This window comes from Litoribrevibacter euphylliae (assembly GCF_042646085.1).
In the GTDB taxonomy this organism is placed as follows: Bacteria; Pseudomonadota; Gammaproteobacteria; order Pseudomonadales; family Litoribrevibacteraceae; genus Litoribrevibacter; species Litoribrevibacter euphylliae.
The window spans coordinates 578,117-594,206 of the sequence record NZ_JBHRSZ010000007.1; the positions used below are offsets into that span (position 1 = coordinate 578,117).

Annotated in this window: 13 protein-coding genes; 8 read left to right on the forward strand and 5 right to left on the reverse strand. The window is 46.9% G+C overall.

The genetic code is table 11. The annotated features are described in order from the left end of the window. Positions 1-209: 209 nt before the first annotated feature. Both ACFOEK_RS17745 and ACFOEK_RS17750 read left to right on the forward strand, forming a co-directional pair. On the forward strand, positions 210-1,031 hold the full coding sequence (locus ACFOEK_RS17745; protein ID WP_386722812.1) for a type IV pili methyl-accepting chemotaxis transducer N-terminal domain-containing protein: 822 nt from the start codon (positions 210-212) through the stop codon (positions 1,029-1,031). 38 nt (positions 1,032-1,069) lie between these two features. Then, the gene (locus tag ACFOEK_RS17750) at positions 1,070-1,309 is read left to right on the forward strand and encodes a DUF3565 domain-containing protein (protein ID WP_386722813.1); all 240 of its coding nucleotides are present in this window, start codon (positions 1,070-1,072) and stop codon (positions 1,307-1,309) included. 32 nt (positions 1,310-1,341) lie between these two features. Here the strand turns inward: ACFOEK_RS17750 and ACFOEK_RS17755 are convergent, their stop codons facing one another. Next, positions 1,342-2,022, reverse strand: a complete 681-nt coding sequence (locus ACFOEK_RS17755) for a DNA-3-methyladenine glycosylase I (RefSeq protein WP_386722814.1) — start codon at positions 2,020-2,022, stop codon at positions 1,342-1,344. A 137-nt stretch (positions 2,023-2,159) separates the two neighbouring features. Beyond that, a complete protein-coding gene (locus ACFOEK_RS17760) occupies positions 2,160-3,371 on the reverse strand; it encodes an EAL and HDOD domain-containing protein (RefSeq protein ID WP_386722815.1) in 1,212 nt (403 codons plus the stop codon). Between the two features lie 238 nt (positions 3,372-3,609). Here ACFOEK_RS17760 and ACFOEK_RS17765 point away from each other — a divergent pair, with 238 nt between their 5' ends. From ACFOEK_RS17765 to ACFOEK_RS17775, 3 genes are all read left to right on the forward strand, one after another. After that, a complete protein-coding gene (locus ACFOEK_RS17765) occupies positions 3,610-5,418 on the forward strand; it encodes a GMC oxidoreductase (protein WP_386722816.1) in 1,809 nt (602 codons plus the stop codon). 208 nt (positions 5,419-5,626) lie between these two features. Continuing rightward, a complete protein-coding gene (locus tag ACFOEK_RS17770) occupies positions 5,627-6,193 on the forward strand; it encodes a porin family protein (RefSeq protein WP_386722817.1) in 567 nt (188 codons plus the stop codon). 78 nt (positions 6,194-6,271) lie between these two features. Then, positions 6,272-6,673 (forward strand): hypothetical protein, encoded by a 402-nt coding sequence (locus ACFOEK_RS17775; protein WP_386722818.1) that lies wholly within the window; start codon positions 6,272-6,274, stop codon positions 6,671-6,673. A 90-nt stretch (positions 6,674-6,763) separates the two neighbouring features. Here ACFOEK_RS17775 and ACFOEK_RS17780 read toward each other — a convergent pair whose 3' ends face one another. The 3 genes from ACFOEK_RS17780 to ACFOEK_RS17790 all read right to left on the reverse strand — a co-directional run bounded on the left by ACFOEK_RS17780 (position 6,764) and on the right by ACFOEK_RS17790 (position 13,074). Then, positions 6,764-8,806: an oxidoreductase gene (locus tag ACFOEK_RS17780; RefSeq protein ID WP_386722819.1), complete on the reverse strand. Its 2,043-nt coding sequence runs from the start codon at positions 8,804-8,806 to the stop codon at positions 6,764-6,766. Between the two features lie 356 nt (positions 8,807-9,162). After that, entirely contained in the window at positions 9,163-10,791 is a 1,629-nt protein-coding gene (locus ACFOEK_RS17785) for an alkaline phosphatase (RefSeq protein WP_386722820.1), read from the reverse strand. 291 nt (positions 10,792-11,082) lie between these two features. Then, a complete protein-coding gene (locus ACFOEK_RS17790) occupies positions 11,083-13,074 on the reverse strand; it encodes a DNA topoisomerase III (RefSeq protein WP_386722821.1) in 1,992 nt (663 codons plus the stop codon). A 135-nt stretch (positions 13,075-13,209) separates the two neighbouring features. On the opposite strand from ACFOEK_RS17790, the gene ACFOEK_RS17795 reads away from it, so the two are divergent. The 3 genes from ACFOEK_RS17795 to ACFOEK_RS17805 all read left to right on the forward strand — a co-directional run bounded on the left by ACFOEK_RS17795 (position 13,210) and on the right by ACFOEK_RS17805 (position 16,081). Continuing rightward, positions 13,210-13,989 carry a substrate-binding periplasmic protein gene (locus ACFOEK_RS17795; RefSeq protein ID WP_386722822.1) on the forward strand — a complete coding sequence of 260 codons (780 nt, stop codon included), beginning with the start codon at positions 13,210-13,212 and terminating at the stop codon, positions 13,987-13,989. A 209-nt stretch (positions 13,990-14,198) separates the two neighbouring features. Beyond that, positions 14,199-15,677: a DEAD/DEAH box helicase gene (locus tag ACFOEK_RS17800; protein WP_386722823.1), complete on the forward strand. Its 1,479-nt coding sequence runs from the start codon at positions 14,199-14,201 to the stop codon at positions 15,675-15,677. 71 nt (positions 15,678-15,748) lie between these two features. Then, a complete protein-coding gene (locus tag ACFOEK_RS17805) occupies positions 15,749-16,081 on the forward strand; it encodes a PBPRA1643 family SWIM/SEC-C metal-binding motif protein (RefSeq protein WP_386722824.1) in 333 nt (110 codons plus the stop codon). Positions 16,082-16,090: the final 9 nt, after the last annotated feature.

Genomic DNA, 16,090 nt, shown 5'->3' on the forward strand with positions numbered 1-16,090 from the left:
AAGAATGAGTTATCAGTAGTTGAGTGCTTTACTCGGATTATTCGGGTTTATTGAGCTGGAGCAGTACCCAGGATTCTTATCGGTCTATCTTAGGGAGCCTCTGAACAAGTCTGCTTAATTGGCCTGCTATGTGCTATGGCAAGGGTGATTAGATAAAGCGAACCACACAGGCACTGTTTCAGTTGGTGCCTTATTAAGAAGGAATGCCAATGAATATGCTCAACTCTCGTTCAATTAAAGCGCTGATCAAGCTACTGGTTCTGACGTTGATACCGCTTAGTTTCCCTATCTACTCATGGGGAATGACCGATGCTGAAGCCATCAACAAATCAGGTCGCCAGCGTATGCTGTCACAGCGCATGATGAAAAGTTATTTGATGTTGGGGGCTGATGTAAAAGTGGAGGTGGCTCAGAAGCAGTTGGATGACAGTGTCGCGTTGTTCGAACAGCAGTTTTTGGAACTGCGTGACTATGCGCCGAGTGAAGAGATCACCAATAAACTGGATAAGGTGGAATCGCTGTGGGTGGTACATCGAGAGCGCATTATTGCTCAACCGGATAAGCAACATGTTGCGGATTTGATGGATCAGAACCTGGCTTTGCTGGTGGCGTGTGATCAAGTGGTGAAGGCCATCGAAGCCCATGCCAATGTGGCCAGTGCCCAGTTAGTGAACATCTCTGGGCGTCAGCGGATGTTGTCACAGAAAATCGCCAAGGCTTATATCGCCTTGTATTGGAAAGTTGAGGATACGGAGCTTAAACAGGAATTCCAGCAGGCCGTTCAGTTGTTTGATGAATCATTGCAGACACTGGTGGATTCAGATCTGAACAACGAAGCGTTGAATCGTTCGCTGCGTAAAGTGGGTAATCAATGGCGTTTTTCTCAGTCCGGGTTTAAATTAGGTGACGACGGACGGTACGTACCGACGGTGATTTCCGTCACGACGGAATCCATTTTGAAAAAGATGGATCAAATTACCAAGCAATATGAAGAGCTCATGATCTCGCAGCATGCGCTAGCTCAGAATTAGCCCAGTTACGTTAACAGGCTGTTTTTACAGGAAGTGAAATGAAGCAACCCATCATAGGTTTTCATCAGGATGAGCTCGGCGATTGGGTTGCGGAATTGGCGTGCTTTCACGGGCAGCACGTTCGTCATCAGCCGCCCTTTATTAATCGCCCTTGGGTGACTACGGAACAAGGGCGGGCATCTATGCTAGGTCATGAGTTGGACTGCGTGCGGTGTGATCATGACGAGCCGGCCAATGAATATATTCAGAATAAGCACGGCCATTTAGAACATCCTTAAGTTTGATGACTGGCCGACCAGTTTGATTGCTGCTAGCCGACGGTGTAGGCCAGGAGTAAGCTGATTCGGGACAGTGGCCAGCCGGACTCGTCATGCCACTCATTGAATTTATCTTGTACGATTTTGAGGTCACGTTTAGCCGTCGGTTGTTTATCAATGATGTTTCGGGCTTTGAGGGCGGTGATGACATCTCGAGTAAAAATAAACGTGTCTTTGTTCACCATGCGCAAGAAATAAGAACCGGATGCACCGCCCAATTGCGTACCGTGTTTTTTCAGATGGTCCCATAAACCAACAATATCTGTGACCGGCCACTCGCCCAGAAAACGGCCAAAGCCATCGTATTCTTCTGACGTTCTTAGAATGAAACCGGCATTATTGCGGATGGATTTGATCTTTCCGAGATGGCGAATAAGGTCGGTGTTTTCCATGTGTTCTGCAATGGCGTCGTCACTGAGGTGGGCGTTACCGAGAATGTTGAAGCCATGGAAGGCTTTTTCAAAGGCGGGCCATTTTGCGTCCACTAAACTGTGTTTTAAACCAGCACGGAAGATGCGTAAGCTCATCAGGGATAAGTATCTGTCGTCCCCCACTGAAGCCAACTCATCGGGGGTAGCGGGCGTCTGTAAACGAGCATCGAGCATAGTTGCCAATGCTGTTTGTGACCCTTTTTGAGCGACGGCGTCTTGATAGATGGCATTGAAGCTGGTCATAGAAAACGTCCCTTTGTATTAATTCTGATTACCATGGTGTTGGAGTGGTACTGTACACCAAAAGTTCTGAGAAGGGACGTTTACTGTATATACCTGGGTGTCTCTAAATGCTTTCTGTTCTTAGATGATATCCGCTCTTAGATGCTTTCCAAAAGTGCGTTGGCTTTGACATTGCTTTCTATGAAGATAGTGTTCACCTCGTTCTGATCAAGCCCCAATTCGCGGAGTTGGCGCCAGGGAACCTCTAATAATTTAAACCGTTCATAGAAGGTTGCGGTTTTTAGAATCAGGCCCAGCAGCCCCTGGTATTCGATGAGCGCGGATTTGGATTCTTCATCTAAGGGGAGTTTTTCCATTAGATCATGAATCGAAATATCAAAAAATAAATCGAGGCAAGATAGCATACCGATCATGTAAAACTTCTCAGCTAATTGAGGAGTAAAGATGGCGGCGACGCTTTCACAGAAAATCGCTCGTTGCATAGAAATGGCGAGTAGGGATTTTGGTTTATCTTCCAACTTGGCCATTGCCAGCATAGACGCCCAACTTTTCAACCGGGTAATGCCCAACAAGGACACTGCCGTGTTAATGTTGCTCACTTCTACTGAACGCCTAAATTCGGCGGAATTAATCAGGCTTAGAAGTTTATAGGAGAGGTCGGCGTCACGTGTGATGATTGATGTCACGCTGTTTATATCGGCGTCGGATTGATTAAGTTCCGCGATGAGGTTAAGTACCGCTGCTTTGTTGCTGGACAGTGTGGCACCTTCCACAATATTGGGTTTGTAAAGAAAGTAGCCTTGAAATAGGGTGCACCCCAGCTTTTTACAGAACAGATATTCATCTTGGGTTTCAATCTTTTCAGCCAGCAACTCGACCTGATATTTTCCTAACTTGGCAATGGCTTCTCTGAGTTCAGTTCGGTTCATCGCCGGTACTTCGAGTTTAACGATGTCGGTTAACTCAAGCAGAGGTTTGTATTTATCGTCCCAGACAAAGTCGTCAATTACGATCTTGTAGCCTTTGGCTTTGATTTCTTTGACTTTAGTAAGTAACTCGGGGGTAATTTCAATGTTTTCTAAGATTTCAATATTCAACAGCTCTGATGCTATTGGTGGTAAGTTCTCGAGTAATCGGCTGGTGAAATTAACGAAGGCCGGTAAGCCTCCTGTAATGCGGTCGCATTCGCCCAGAGAAAAGGCATTAATGAGTACCTGTGAGGTGGCCTTGTCACCATCGACACTGCTGTTGATGGTGCCATCTTCAAACCGAAAAAGTAGCTCATAAGCTACTATCTCTTTGTTCACATCGCATATAGGTTGTCGTGCAAGAAGTGTCGTAGCAGCCACTGTTTATCTTTCCTTATCCAGTTCCTCAAGCTATCAGACTAAGTGTAGAAAAGATCTGAAAATTGAACAGGGCTTGAGCGTTGAATAGGGACAATTGCGTCTTTTCTTACATGATGAGCCGTTTATGAAAAATTAGAGTAATTACTCATGTTTCTGTTGACCTTGACTTACTGATCAATGAATAATCACTACCGAAAACGATAATAATAATCCAGATATTGATGTGAGGGAGAGATACGTGAGTAAGCAAAGCAACGCCAGTTCTGACGCGTTTGATTTTGATCAAGTGGTGATTGGATCAGGTTTTGGTGGTTCGTGCAGTGCGTTACGGTTAACTGAAAAAGGTTACAAAGTCTTAGTCTTAGAGAAAGGTAAGCGCTGGAAAGATCAAGACTTTCCCTCCTCAAACTGGAACTTCAAAAAATATCTGTGGGCGCCAAAACTTGGCCTGACAGGGCCTTGGCAGATGTCTTTTACTCGTAAGGTAGTGGCTTTACATGGCTCTGGTGTCGGCGGTGGTTCGTTGATTTATGCAAATACACATTATATCCCTCAGAAGAGCATTTTTGAGTCTGAACAATGGACGCGGACGCGCTCCAACTGGTACGACACCTTGTTGCCTTTCTACGGGCTGGCGCAGCGTATGCTGGGTACCTCGTCTGGCCGTTATGAGGGCGTGGCCGACAAGTTATTGAAAGACGTCGCGACCGATATGGGCCGTGAAGAGACTTATGAGCTGGTCGATACCGGTGTTTACTACGAAGACCAATATCAAGCAGCAGAGAACAAAGAAGAACCGTATTTTGCCGGGGCAGGGCCGAAGCGTGAAGCCTGTAATCTTTGTGCGCGCTGCATGATGGGCTGTCCTAAAAACGCTAAGAATACGCTGGAGAAGAACTACCTCTATTTTGCCGAACGTAATGGTGCAGAGATACGTGCAGAGTCACAAGTAACTCGTATTGATCCCTTACCAGGAAAGAGCGGAGAGTGTGATGGCAGTGCTGGATATGAATTAACGATAAAACAATCCACAGGTTGGTTAGGCAAAACCTATAAGATCCGAACCAAAGGCGTGGTGTTATCCGCGGGTGTGGTTGGTACCTTGAATTTGCTGATGGGAAGCAAATTCAAGACAGAGACCTTACCTAATATCTCAGACTTGATTGGTCGCCAGGTTCGCACCAATTCAGAAACCTTTTATTCCGTCGGTTTTGATACCAAAAATACCTACAAAGAAAACGAAATTTCAAAAGGCTTAGCGATCACCTCGTCATTCAAGCCAGATGACATTACCACCATTGAGCCGGTGCGTTTTAATAAAGGGTCAGACTCGGCCTGGCTGAGTTTCTCTATGGTGCCTTTGACCGATGCAGGCGGTATACCGCGCGGTATTCGTCTTCTACTAAATATGCTGATGCAGCCGTTGACTACGTTGAAGTTGATGAACCCGGTGGGCAAAGCCAAACGCAATAATGTACTGATGATCATGCAAAGCGCTGATAGCTACGTGCATGCCAAGTGGAAACGTGCCTGGACCAAATTATTCCGCCGACGTCTGACCATTGAACAAGAAGCCGGAGATCAAAAACTCACAACCTACTTCGATGTCGGGCAGGATGTTGCCCGCCGCTATGGTGAGAAATCACAAGGTGAAGTGGGTAACGTGGCCTTGGACATTCTGGTCAACACGCCGGTGACCGCACATATCATGGGTGGCGTGCCGATTGGTAAAAGCGCTGCCGATGGGGTGGTGGATGAATCCGGAGCGGTGTTTGGTTATCAAGGATTACGGGTGTTGGACGGTTCAGTCATTCCCGGAAATTTGGCGGTGAACCCGTCTCTGACCATCCTGGCATTGAGTGAATACGCGATGTCGCAAGTACCGGTCAAAGATGAAATGTCGGCCGCGAAAGTGGCTCCTGTTAACTTCTCTAAACCTTTGCCAGGTATGGTATCTGCGCTTGATGGTGAGGGGGATTTGTTGAAGGAGGCAGTAGAGCGTTCACAGCAAGTTCAAGCTGGTCGGCAGGAAGAAGTAGTGAAGTAACTGGACATAATTTTTCAATGTTGTTTGATAGGAAAAAAGCCTCGCGAGAGGCTTTTTTATTTCCAGAATGGGAAAAAATTTCTCTCCTTATTGATATAGATATCAAATTACATACAATGCCCCGCTTCTTTAGATGTTCTAGTAATAAAAATAAGAGAAGAAGAGCAGCTTTAGGATGTAATGCATTATTAACAACAAGGATTGAGAAATGTTTAAAAAATTAACTTTATCAGCTGCTCTTCTGGCAGCAACGTCAATCGGTTTCGCTCAAGAAGGCGAATATGCTAAGGGTGGCTACATAGGCACATTCTTTTCTTCAAACTCTATTGAAGTAGATGGTTCTGGGTATGATATTGAGGCAGAGCCAACTAGCTTTGGTGTTCGTGCAGGGTATTATCTAATTCCTCAGGTTGCTCTTGAAGTTCGCTATAGTGTTGAAGTTAGCGATGATAATGCCGAAGTTAATAACATTGATAGCGGTGTTGATGTTAGTCTGCCATACAACTACGGTGCTTTTATTAAAGCTGGTTATCCAACGAAGCACATTGAGCCATACATCTTATTAGGTTGGAATAAGTTTGAGTTAGAAGCAGAAGCCAACGGTTATAATGCCTCAACTACAGATAGTGGTGCGGCGCTTGGTTTAGGCTTAGGTTTTTTCTTTAATGAATCTTTAGGCATGAACCTTGAGGTATTGAGTGTTCACTCAGCTGAAGAAGATGATGTTGAGGAAACAATTGGACAAGCAAGTTTAGGTCTTGTTTATAGCTTCTAATTGATTTCCCCCTGATAAAGGGACATCAACTTTCTTCCCAAAAAGGAGTCTAATTAGCATCTCTCACTGGAGGTGGCTATGAGGCTCCTTTTTTCATTCTGGCTTATTTGTTTCATACCGATGGCATTTGCTTCTCAGTATTTAGACGATCAGAACTTCGACACCATCTGTGATGATTATCGGTGTAAAAAAGAGCGCTATGACCAACGCAAAGAGCATGAGGAATATGATCAGCCTGTAGTAACCGCTGTGGATGCAGAGAAAGAGGTGTGTCGATATTTTAGTTCAACCGAATCACGTCGATTAAAGATTGAGAAGCGCATAGCCAAGGGCATGACGGAAGCTCAGGTAAGGGCGTCCTGGGGAAATCCGAGCCAGGTTGATCAACTGTCCGATGAGCAAAGTCAGTGGTTCTATCGACGCTTTGGTGAGAGTTATTTTCTGACGTTTCTGAATGGCTGTTTGCAGGGCTGGCGGTAGTGCTTTTTGAAAGCGCATAAAAAAGCCTGAGCGACTTCCTTGTGGGAAACCGCTCAGGCTATTTCTAACTTTCTACATTTGGGTAAAAAATTAGATCTCTGCCGCCAGGCGAGCGCCTTGGTTGATCGCGCGTTTCGCATCCAGCTCAGCCGCCAGATCTGCACCACCAATTACGTGGACGTTCATGCCTTGCTTCTCTGCTCCTTTCTCTAACAAGTCGTCTGCCAACGAGCGGTTTGAGGTTTGACCGGCACAGATGATTACGTTGTCCACATCAAGAATTTGCTTCTCACCTTTAACGGTGATGTGTAGGCCTTGATCGTCGATTTGATCGTAGCTACAACCTGGGATCATGGTAACGTCTTTCATTTTCAGGGTAGCGCGGTGAACCCAGCCAGAGGTTTTGCCCAGGTTCTTACCAACCGAAGATTCTTTACGTTGCAGCAAGAAGACTTCGCGTTCTGGCGCTTGGACTTCCGGTTGCGCCAATGCAGAACGGTTTTCAAGATTGGTGTCGACACCCCACTCTTTGTACCACTGTTGTTTCTCTGCTTCCGCATCTTCCGCGTGCTTATGCACTAGGTATTCGCCCACGTCGAAACCAATACCGCCAGCACCAATGATGGCGACTTTCTTACCAACCGGTTTCTTATCACGCAGTACGTCCAGGTAAGACATTACCTTGCTGTGCTCGATGCCAGGAATGCCCGGGTTACGCGGCGTAATACCGGTTGCAACGATCACTTCGTCGAAGCCTTCTTTAAGAAGATCGTCAGCCGATACACGAGTATTCAAACGAACATTCACTCCATGCTTCTCGATCATCTTACCGAAGTAACGCATGGTTTCATTGAAGTCGTCTTTGCCTGGAATCTGCTTGGCGATGTTGAACTGACCACCGATCTTGTCATCCGCATCAAACAGCGTCACGTCGTGACCACGTTTGGCCAATACGGTAGACGCAGACATACCGGCAGGGCCAGCACCAATGACTGCCACTTTCTTCTTGTCTTGAGTCGGAAGGTACAGCAATTCCGTTTCGTGACAGGCTCGAGGGTTCACTAAGCACGAGGCACGCTTCATCTGGAAGGTGTGATCCAAACAGGCTTGGTTACAGGCGATACAGGTGTTGATCTCATCGCCTTTGCCGGCTTCGGCTTTGGCAACGAAAAACGGATCGGCCAATAACGGACGTGCCATTGACACCATGTCGGCTTCGCCAGAGGCAATGATGTTCTCAGCAATTTCTGGGGTGTTAATACGGTTACTCGCACACACCGGGATGTTCACCGCTTTACGCAATTTAGCGGTCGCGAAGCTGAAGGCTGCGCGTGGTACTGAGGTTACGATGGTTGGAACACGCGCTTCGTGCCAGCCGATACCGGTGTTGATGATGTTAACACCGGCTTTTTCAATTTCTTTCGCCAGGACTTCAATTTCTTCCCAGCTTTGACCACCGTCAACTAAATCCATCAGTGACATACGGTAAACGATGATGAACTTCTCACCGACCGCTTTACGCACGGCTTTCACCGTTTCGATGGCAAAACGCATGCGTTTCTCAGCACTGCCACCCCATTGGTCGGTACGGTTGTTAACACGCTCCGCTAGGAATTGGTTAATCAGATAGCCTTCCGAGGCCATGATTTCGATACCGTCGTAGTTTGCGAACTGCGCCATCTTGGCTGCATTCGCATAGTCGTCGATGGTTTTAAGAATCTGTTTATGGCTGAGCTTGCTTGGTTTGAACGGCGTAATCGGTGACTTTTTAGACGAGGCAGACACATTGTACGGGGTGTAACCGTAACGACCAGCGTGAAGCAATTGCAGGGCAATCTTGCCGCCTTCTTTATGAACCGCAGAGGTGACACGACGGTGAAGCAACGCAGTCAGTTTATTGTCCATGCGAGAACCGAACGGCAACAGCTCACCACGACGGTTTGGCGCATAACCACCGGTGATGGATAGAGCTACACCACCACGGGCACGTTCTGCGAAATAGGCGGCCAATTTTTCAATGTGGTAGAAACGATCTTCCAAACCAGTGTGCATTGAGCCCATGATGACGCGGTTCTTTAGCGTCGTGAAACCTAGGTCGAGTGGCTCAAGTAGATGTGGATAGGGTTTTGTCATGTCATCAAGCTCGCTGTATTAATATCCGGTTTCAACTGTGGTCAGTATTTAAACCGCTTTTTACTAAAAAAGAGTTAATTTTTAGGCCAAATTTATATCAGGCTAACTATACAGAGCCGCTGTTAGAAAGCGACATCATATGTTATTGACATTTGTTGTTAAGGTGGTTCTCGATTGAGTGCTTGGCGGGCACAAAAAAGGCGCTCAATTGAGCGCCTGAAAAGCTTGTCGTAACCTTGATGATCCAACCGTTCATAGAGTTAAGAAAAGTGCAGTTATCTTAGGGATGCCTATGAATGGCTGAGTCATCAATGTCACGTGTGATTATCGTTATTTACTTATTCGTTACCCGCTAATTACTTAGCAATCACTTCTTTGGCCATACGACCAATGTCTGTGTGGTGAATCATTTTGCCGAACTGTTTAGAAACGCTGTCTGGGCCAAATGCAATTACAGGAACCGGTGTGCTGGTGTGGGTACCTGTACCCCAAACCACGTTTTGATCTTCGGCAACGGCACGACCAAGTAAGTCATGACGTACTTCTTCGCCGTAAACATAGAAGGCTTTGAAGTCCATCACTTTAGGGAAGCGCTCAGCACTTAGGTATTTGTGGTCGTCTACTTTGTAGAAGTTAGGCTCAGACGCAAGGATCTCTTCTGCTTGCTCAAGAGTGATGTCGAACTCGCTGTTTTCGTTCACAACACGCATAAGGTCTGCAGGTGTTTTGTCTGTGTTACCAAACTCAGAGAAGATAGAAGGGTAGCTTTTCTTCTGCGCGTATAGCTTGTCTAGGATATCGAAGCTACCGAAGTTGAAGTTTGGCTTATAAGCGCGCTCAGCGAAGCCTGTGCCGTCCAATTTCTCTGGGGCTGGAATGTCAGCACGAGAGTAAGAGAAACCGAAACCGCCCGTTTCGTGGTCAGCTGTCACAACAACCAGTGTGTCATTACGCTCTTTTGCCCACTCGTAGACGTAGTTAATGGTTTCGTCGAACTTCAACATTTCGTGCAGCATAGTAGCTACGTCATTGTCGTGACCAGCCCAGTCAATACGACCGCCTTCGATCATCAGGAAGAAACCGTCTGGATCTTGAGACAGAATGTCCAACGCTTTGGCTGTCATCTCTTTCAAGGTTGGTTGCGTGCGATCCGCGCTGTCCTTGGTTAGCGTATGCTCGATACCATCGGCCATGCCTGAATAAGCGAACAAGCCAAGCAGTTTGTCGTCTTGTGCCGCTTCGAACTCTTTACGAGTCAATGCGACGGTGTAACCTGCTTTTTCAGCTTCTACTAGCAGGTTCTTGTCGTCTTTACGCTTCGACTTGATCTTAACGGTGCCGTCGGTACGGGTGGTCAGTTGCTTGTGAAGGTCACCGGCTTTGTCGTTTGCGCTCTTTGGAATCCAGTGACGAAGGCCACCAGAAAGCATTACGTCCACATCGGTTGCCAGCATTTCTTCTGCAATGCTGTTTTCCAGAGAACGGTGTGGTTTATGGGCAGCGAAAGATGCTGGAGTCGCGTGAGTCAGACGGGTGTCAGAAACCAGACCTGTTGCTTTGCCATGTTTCTTTGCAAGTTCCAGTACGGTTTCTGCCGGGTTACCTTTTGCGTCCAGAGCAACGGACTCAGAAGGTGACGGTACGCCCGTCGCTAGCTGAGAGGCTGAACTCGCAGAATCCACAACAATGTTGTAGGCAGGGTTATGTTGAGACAGCCCTACGAAGCCTGCATCCATCATTTTGCTCATGCCGGTCGGTTGACCTTTGTAGATAGAGTTCGGTGCATTGGTTGCGTACTCTTGCAACAAACCTACCTGCTGAGGGCCCATGCCGTCACCGATCATCATGATCACGTTTTTAACTTTGGCGGGTGCAACTGACTCAGCATTGTCAGTGGTTTGGCAGCCCGTCATCAGTGCTGTGGTAGTCAGCGCGGCACCAGAAACCAGTGCAGCAATTGTTTTTTTATTAAATAGTGTTTTCATCGTTCTTCCGTTTTTATACGAGTGATCGAGAAGTGTGAGTTAAGAATCCTTTCGCTATTGCGCACAGGAAATATTGCAAATGAGTGACTAAAAAACACTATTTTGGTGACACTTTCATTACATATAGGCTTTTAATTGAACGATTGTTCAATAAGTGACTGCTCTAGGGGCGAATCTGATACACAAGGGAGGTTCGAATGTTTGAGTGGCGTCGATTTACTTATTGATTTATAAAAGCTTTTTTCTCTTTTGATAGTGCGATTGTTTAATCGTTTTTCAATTAGTTTTCTGTTAACTGCTTTGCATGACTGACGGTTTTTTATTGGAGGTGCGGCGGCGTGTGGTGGCTGGTTTTTTACTGCGCGTGCTGTTTTTACTGTAGGGGCGTTTTCCTGTTTTCTGGATCGGGCTCATGCCCGTAATCGTGGTGGCTTTTGCCTGACTAATCAATTCATGCAGATTCGCTTCCAGAGGCTGCATAAAGGCTTGGTAATTTAGCTCACGCTCGCTGATACGACTGAGCTGTGACTCCCAGTCGGCGGTCATGTCGGGAGTGGATGCTTGCTCCGGTAAGGCGTTGATCAGCGATTTCCCGGTTTGTGTCGCTCGAATCTGTTTGCCTTGGCGAACCAAAAACTGGCGTTTAAACAGTAGTTCAATGATGGAGGCCCGGGTTGCTTCGGTTCCCAGCCCGTCGGTTTCTCGCAAGACTTTACGAATCTCTGGATCTTTGACGTAACGACTGATACCGGTCATTGCACTCAACAAGGTGGCGTCGGTAAACGGCTGAGGTGGTTGAGTCTGTTTCTCCAACAATTCAGCTTGATGCGATTGCAGGACTTGGCCTTGCGTTAGCTTCGGTAAGGGCGATTTGTGCTCGGTTTGACCTTCAACTGTTTTACTGGAAGATGCTTTGTTTTGAGAGAGAAATAACGCTTTCCAACCCAGATCAATGTCTTCCTTGCTTTGGGCAATAAATTTACCTTTTTGAATCTCTATTTCTGCTTTGCGTTCTTGATAACGGTACGCAGGGTAGAAGAGCGCCAAATATTGACGGGCAATCAGCCCGTAAACTTGCTGTTCTGCTCTTGATAATTTGTCCAGCGAGGTGCGCTTTGCGGTAGGAATGATGGCGTGGTGTGCTTCGACTTTCTTATCGTTCCACGCTTTGGTTTTAATTTTTGGATCGGCTTTGTTAATGGCGTCCTGTTGATCGCTTTGATTACTGGATAATGCGTTCAGCACTTGCGCTGCTTGTGCGTGATGTTCTTCCGGCAGATAACGATTGTCGGAACGCGGGTAAGTAATCAGCTTGTGTTGTTCATACAAGGATTGACAGGCATCGAGGGTTTGCTGAGCCGAGAGGTTAAACCGCTTGGAGGCATCGATCTGCAATGCGGAAAGATTGTAGGGCAGCGGCTGTGCTTGTTGCTTGTCTTTACTCTGATAGCTGGTGACACTTGCTGGCTGATGACTGATGCGTTTCACAACGTTTTCTGCCAGTGCCTTGGACAGCACACGGCCTTCGTCATCCATATAGGGTTGGCAGGCTTCACTGGGCTGCCATTTAGCGGTAAAGGCTTGGTTTTGTTCCGTAGTTAAGTGAGCCATCACTTCATAGAAGGGTTTGGAAACGAAGTTGTCGATTTCTTCATCTCGTCGTACCACCAGACCCAGTACCGGAGTTTGTACACGTCCTACCGATAGCACAGAGTTGTAACCGGACTTCCGGCCTTGCAGTGTATAGGCGCGAGTCATGTTAATGCCGTACAACCAATCGGCGCGGGAACGGGCCAATGCGGAGACGGATAACGGCACAAAGTTGGTATTTGGCTGTAGTTTTTGTAACGCCTGTCGTACCGCTGAAAGGTTTAAGTCGTTGATCAGCAATCGTTGTGTATTGGCCCGTTTGGTTTTTGGGACGTTCAAATAGCTGAGTACTTCGTCTACCAATAATTGACCTTCACGATCCGGGTCACCGGCATGGACGAGTTGGGTGGACTCCTTAACCAATTTCTTCAACACCGATAGTTGCTTACGGGTTTTAGGCTTGGGTTGCAGTTGCCATTGATCTGGCAGGATCGGAAGATGCTCCATTTTCCATTGTTTGAAGCTGGCGTGATAAGCATCCGGCTCTGCTTGTTCTAACAAATGACCGATACACCAGGACACCACATCGCCATTGGCTGCCGTGATAAAACCGTCGTTTTTCTTGAGAGGTTTGGGCAAAGCGTCGGCAATGGCGCGCCCGAGACTGGGCTTTTCGGCTATGTAAAGGATCATTTAGGGACTTTTCTGTATAAATAAACAGTATAACTATACCCGTCTCTTTCATACAGAGTCAAAATACTAAGCTATGCTTACGTCGAAATGGGCGCTTTTCGCACATGGATTTGTAAATTGAAAAGAGGAAGTACTATGAAATCAATGGTGTCTGCATGCTTAGCATTAATGCTTTCATCTGGGGCTGCTTTGGCAGAACAAACAGTAACATTCACGTATGAAAACGTGGATTCTTACCCATGGAGTATGAAGGATGGTTCCGGGGTTAATTTTATTCTGCTTGAAATGACGGATGAAGCACTTCCTGAGGTGGCTTTCAAATATATTCAGGCACCTTGGCAGCGTTGCCTTCACAATATTGAGAATGGCATTACGGAAGGTTGCTTTGCGGCCAGTTTTAAAGAGAAGCGACTACAGCATGGATTATATCCAGCTACCCATTCCGGTGGTGATGTAGATCCAGGCATGCGTTTGCATTCATCAAGCTATTCTTTGTACGTGAAAAAAGACTCTAACGTTAACGTCACAGGTAAAATGACCATTTCAGGATTGACTGGCAAAGTGGCGGCACCGGCAGGTTACTCCATCGGTGATGATCTTGCCAAAGCAGGCTATCAAGTGGATGCAAAGTCTTCCAAAACCCTAAACAACTTCCAGAAGCTGTTGTCCGGGCGAGTAGATGCGGTTGCAGCATTGACCTTAAATGGCGATAACATTCTTGCCAGTGATTCTAAATTCAGCGGCCAGCTGAAGGCCATTGAAACCCCGTTGGTCGACAAACCTTATTATTTGATGCTGTCTAAGCAGTTTGTTAATTCCAATAAGGCACTTGCTGAAAAGATTTGGATGAAAGCGGCCGAAATCCGTGAAACCAAAGCCTTTAAAGACAAAGCTGGTGAGTTCCTAGCTAAGTAATCCCCCCTTCTTACTGCGGGCATATTTTGCCCGCAGCATCTCCGTTCGATGGTTAATGTATTTCGCGGTTACTCTGTTTTTGGTATCCAAAGAAAGTCATAGCGATTCACTCGTACTTATTGTAAGCTGCACGCCCCTCCTGAAGCTGGCTAAATTTTATCCAGATCCTACGGTCATTTTTAACAGTTGCGACAATTAAACGAGAAGCTATGAGTTTTACTGACTTGGGTTTATTACCTGAAATCCTAAGAGCCATTTCCGATCAAGGTTATGAAACACCATCGCCGATTCAAGCGCAGGCCATTCCGCATGTGTTGGACGGGCGAGATGTGATGGCTGCGGCTCAAACCGGTACCGGTAAAACCGCCAGCTTTACTCTGCCGCTGTTAAACAAGTTGGTATTAGAAAAGCCCGTGGCAGTAACTACAGGAAAGGGTGGGGTCAAAGGAAAGGGCGCAAATCAGATACGTTCTTTGGTGTTGACACCAACGCGTGAATTGGCGGCGCAAGTGGCTGAAAACGTCGAGGCCTACAGCAAGTATTTAAATATTAAATCTGCTGTCGTGTTTGGTGGTGTGAAGATTAACCCACAAATGATGAAGCTGCGTGGCGGTGCCGATATTTTGATTGCCACGCCAGGCCGCTTGTTGGATTTGTATCAGCAAAACGCGCTTAAGTTTGATCATCTTACTACGCTGGTGTTGGACGAAGCCGATCGAATGCTGGATATGGGCTTTCAGCGCGACATTAATAAGATTCTTGCGTTGCTTCCGAAGCATCGTCAGACCTTACTCTTTTCTGCAACCTTTTCTGAAGAGATTCGAGGCTTGGCGAAGGGGATTGTGCATGATCCGATGGAAGTGTCTGTTGCGCCACCGAACACCACTGCTAAAACCGTGGATCAATGGATCAGCGCTGTGGATAAAAGCCAAAAAACAGCGGCACTGATTCAGCTCATCAAAGAAAACAACTGGCAACAGGTGTTGGTATTTACTCGTACTAAGCACGGCGCGAACCGTTTGACCGATAAACTGAGCAAAGCTGGAATCACCGCAGCGGCGATTCATGGTAATAAGAGCCAAGGGGCTCGAACCAAGGCGTTGGCAAATTTCAAAACCAATGAAATTTCCATCTTGGTGGCCACTGACATTGCCGCTCGTGGAATCGACATTTCGCAGTTGCCTCACGTAGTGAATTTTGAATTGCCAAACACCGCTGAGGATTACGTTCATCGTATCGGAAGAACTGGGCGTGCCGGTGCAGAAGGTGAAGCAGTTTCGTTGGTTTCTGCGGATGAATTCCAACAACTGAAAGACATCGAACGATTGATTCAGACAGTGCTTCCTCGCAAAGACATTAAAGGTTTCAAAGCCAGTAATCAGTTACCTGAATCGAAACTGGATACGCGTCCTATCAAACCGAAAAAGCCCAAAAAACCGAAGAAGCCGAAGCAAAATCATCAAGACGGTCAACGCTCTGTAGGCAGTAAACAGGCGGAGAAGAAACGCCAACACTCAAGACCGAAAAAGGCGGCTGATGGTTCTCGCGCTCAATCAAGAGCAAAGGCAGAAGGTGCAAGTGATAGTGCTCATCATCAAGATGATGCTGGTGTTCGTAGAGCGCCGAAGAAGCGTTTGGCAAAGCCTAAGAAACGTACAACCTCTGAGAACCCATGGGGTAATCGTTAGTCGCACACTTAGTGATTCAATCGCCAATTGATTAACCGTTAAGCGAATAGGTTTAGAACACAGGTATCACAATGTCGAAATTTTTCTACAAAGGTAAGATCGAGAAAAAACCAAAACATGCCAGTTATGGTTTCACCACCAATCGGGAAACCCGACCAGGGACCGAAGATGCGCCACTGACACTTCGTGTGGTCAGCGAGGCACGAAAAGTAGAGATTGAAGCCTTATTGGCCGAGCATCAGCTGTTTGCTGTGATCGACATCGACGCAAAGCAGGCGGAAGACATTGCTGAGCTGGATGCTTTGATCAGTACGCCGGAAACCCAGCGTGTAGAAAAAACTCCGGGTAGAAACGACCCATGCAGCTGTGGCAGCGGCAAGAAGTTTAAGAAGTGCTGTGGCTAGGCATCTCTT

What these genes read in the sequence shown, in the direction of transcription:
- ACFOEK_RS17745 (WP_386722812.1), top strand. Translation starts at nt 210, where the DNA reads ATGAATATGCTCAACTCTCGTTCAATTAAAGCGCTGATCAAGCTACTG.
- ACFOEK_RS17750 (WP_386722813.1), top strand. Translation starts at nt 1,070, where the DNA reads ATGAAGCAACCCATCATAGGTTTTCATCAGGATGAGCTCGGCGATTGG.
- ACFOEK_RS17755 (WP_386722814.1), bottom strand. Translation starts at nt 2,022, where the DNA reads ATGACCAGCTTCAATGCCATCTATCAAGACGCCGTCGCTCAAAAAGGG.
- ACFOEK_RS17770 (WP_386722817.1), top strand. Translation starts at nt 5,627, where the DNA reads ATGTTTAAAAAATTAACTTTATCAGCTGCTCTTCTGGCAGCAACGTCA.
- ACFOEK_RS17775 (WP_386722818.1), top strand. Translation starts at nt 6,272, where the DNA reads ATGAGGCTCCTTTTTTCATTCTGGCTTATTTGTTTCATACCGATGGCA.
- ACFOEK_RS17780 (WP_386722819.1), bottom strand. Translation starts at nt 8,806, where the DNA reads ATGACAAAACCCTATCCACATCTACTTGAGCCACTCGACCTAGGTTTC.
- ACFOEK_RS17785 (WP_386722820.1), bottom strand. Translation starts at nt 10,791, where the DNA reads ATGAAAACACTATTTAATAAAAAAACAATTGCTGCACTGGTTTCTGGT.
- ACFOEK_RS17790 (WP_386722821.1), bottom strand. Translation starts at nt 13,074, where the DNA reads ATGATCCTTTACATAGCCGAAAAGCCCAGTCTCGGGCGCGCCATTGCC.
- ACFOEK_RS17795 (WP_386722822.1), top strand. Translation starts at nt 13,210, where the DNA reads ATGAAATCAATGGTGTCTGCATGCTTAGCATTAATGCTTTCATCTGGG.
- ACFOEK_RS17800 (WP_386722823.1), top strand. Translation starts at nt 14,199, where the DNA reads ATGAGTTTTACTGACTTGGGTTTATTACCTGAAATCCTAAGAGCCATT.
- ACFOEK_RS17805 (WP_386722824.1), top strand. Translation starts at nt 15,749, where the DNA reads ATGTCGAAATTTTTCTACAAAGGTAAGATCGAGAAAAAACCAAAACAT.